The organism is Dubosiella newyorkensis, assembly GCF_001945605.1.
Lineage (GTDB): Bacteria > Bacillota_I > Bacilli_A > Erysipelotrichales > Erysipelotrichaceae > Dubosiella > Dubosiella newyorkensis.
This window is the reverse complement of the sequence record NZ_MPKA01000025.1, coordinates 1-1,915: the sequence shown is the minus strand read 5'-3', so window position 1 is coordinate 1,915 and position 1,915 is coordinate 1. Positions and strand designations below refer to the sequence as shown.

Annotated in this window: 2 protein-coding genes; both read right to left on the bottom strand. The window is 37.4% G+C overall.

Annotated elements, in window-relative coordinates; all coding sequences use genetic code 11:
- Window positions 1–82: 82 nt before the first annotated feature.
- Window positions 83–1,528 (bottom strand): DEAD/DEAH box helicase, encoded by a 1,446-nt coding sequence (locus BO225_RS00870; RefSeq protein WP_269843888.1) that lies wholly within the window; start codon window positions 1,526–1,528, stop codon window positions 83–85.
- Window positions 1,529–1,625: 97 nt separating this feature from the next.
- A partial coding sequence (locus tag BO225_RS12970; protein WP_143356716.1) for an IS66 family transposase occupies window positions 1,626–1,915 on the bottom strand: 290 nt, incomplete at its 5' end.

The following is a 1,915-nucleotide window of genomic DNA, read 5'->3' as shown; positions in this document are numbered from 1 at the left end:
AATGTATTCATTCATACAAAGCAGGAAATCAGTGCGAGGGTCAAAGAATTCGAAAAATGGGTCAATCAGCGCCCGTACCAAGTCATTGATCGACTTTGTTTGGCTTATTAAAGGCAATATATATAGTATCTCCTGTTTGATGGATTTTATAGAGCGAAACGTATTTAGGGTGTTGACAATCGCAAAGAGTTGGATCGATTTCCTCTTTTTCTTGGACTTTTCCGCAATAGATGCATACTTCATATTCGGTGTAAGCGTCTTCTTCTAAATAGACTGGTTTATCCAATACGAAAAAATCAAGACGTTCTTTACGAAATGGATCGTAGTTTTCATAAAGATCGACCACTTCATTGGTCATTAAATAATCATGCTCTAAAATACCAAAAATAAAGAGATGATGACAATTTTTGCAATAGCCAATTTCAAAAGCGTGTTCCTGTGCAATTTGAGTCCTGTTTCCAAACTCGATTTGCCTTTCCTTGCCTAAATTCATGAATGCTCGCTGAGGAACATTCACAAATAGATGAAATTTCGTTTCATACAGATAGGAATAGCCATCTTTTGCTAAAGAGATCAGATGAATCAAAGAAACAAGTTCTTCAGAATTGAATCCATATTTTGAAAGCATTTTTTGTAACACATATTCAAAGTCATTGATCCCATTGATCGTTTTGAACAAGGTATATACATTCTCATCACGCAAAAGCCATTGATAAAGCAATGAATCAATACTCCAATTTTGTTGAATCGATAAATAAGAAGAAACAATGGATCGAATCGTTTCTATATTCTCTAAGTTTTGAGAAGCTCTTAAATAATCAGATGGCTTGATTGAATAAAGGATTTTCTTTGATTCCATCGCTTTTCGTTTTCCAAAGACAATATCATCTGCCTTAAACGTTTCCGATGTCAGTTTAGAAGCGAACTCAGCGATTTCCTTGGCTTGTTCTGGGCTTCCTAAAGTCGCGCTCGTTAAAATAAACTGAGCCTCTTTTTGAATAGTCCCTTGAAATCGCTTAAGTAAATATGAGATTTCGATCGCTAAACTTCCTTTATATGTGTGAGCTTCATCCAAAACGAAGAAGCGAAAATTTTTCATTCTTTCTGGTCGTAAAAAAGCATAGTCGAAGGGACGAATAAGCAAATATTCAAGCATAGAATAGTTTGTAAACAATAGGTCTGGAGCGCTTTTTCGAATCGCTTCTCTGGAGTAGATTTCATTTTTAAACGCTCTTTCTTTGATCTCATTTTCTTTTTCAGGTGTTTCTCCTGTATAGGAGGCAAATGTGATCGATGGATAATTCTCCAAAATGCTTTGAATTCGTTCTTTCTGATCGTTCACCAACGCATTCATTGGATACAAAAAGATCGCTTTGATTCCTTCTCGTTTTTGAGGATCTTGCTTCATTTTTAAGATTTCATCCAAAATCGGAATTAAAAAACTTTCCGTTTTTCCAGATCCCGTTCCCGTTGTAATGACAACGTTTTTTCTCTCTTTGATTTTATGAATTGCTTCTTCCTGGTGAATATATAGCGGAAGATCGTAAGCGGGAATTAAAACAGCGTATAGAAAACGCTCATCGAATCAGAGACAATATCTCTACCTGCGATGAGCGTCTTTGTTTTTATTGGCATATGCTGATCAAATTTGGATTCCAAGGCATACATTCCTCCAGTATTTCGCTGGTCAGCTTTCCAGCATGTCTTGAGAGTTCTTTTAAAAGGTGAAGGATGTATTTGTAAGGGATCAGCCCATTGGCTTTGGCGCTTTCTACGATCGAGTAGAGTACTCCGCAAGCCTTGGCTCCTCTAGGACTTCCCGAAAACAGCCAGTTGTTTCTTCCTACCGCAAAATTTCGGATCGTCCTTTCGGCAAGCGAATTGGTCATCGGCAGACTTCCGTTGTCCAGGTAGC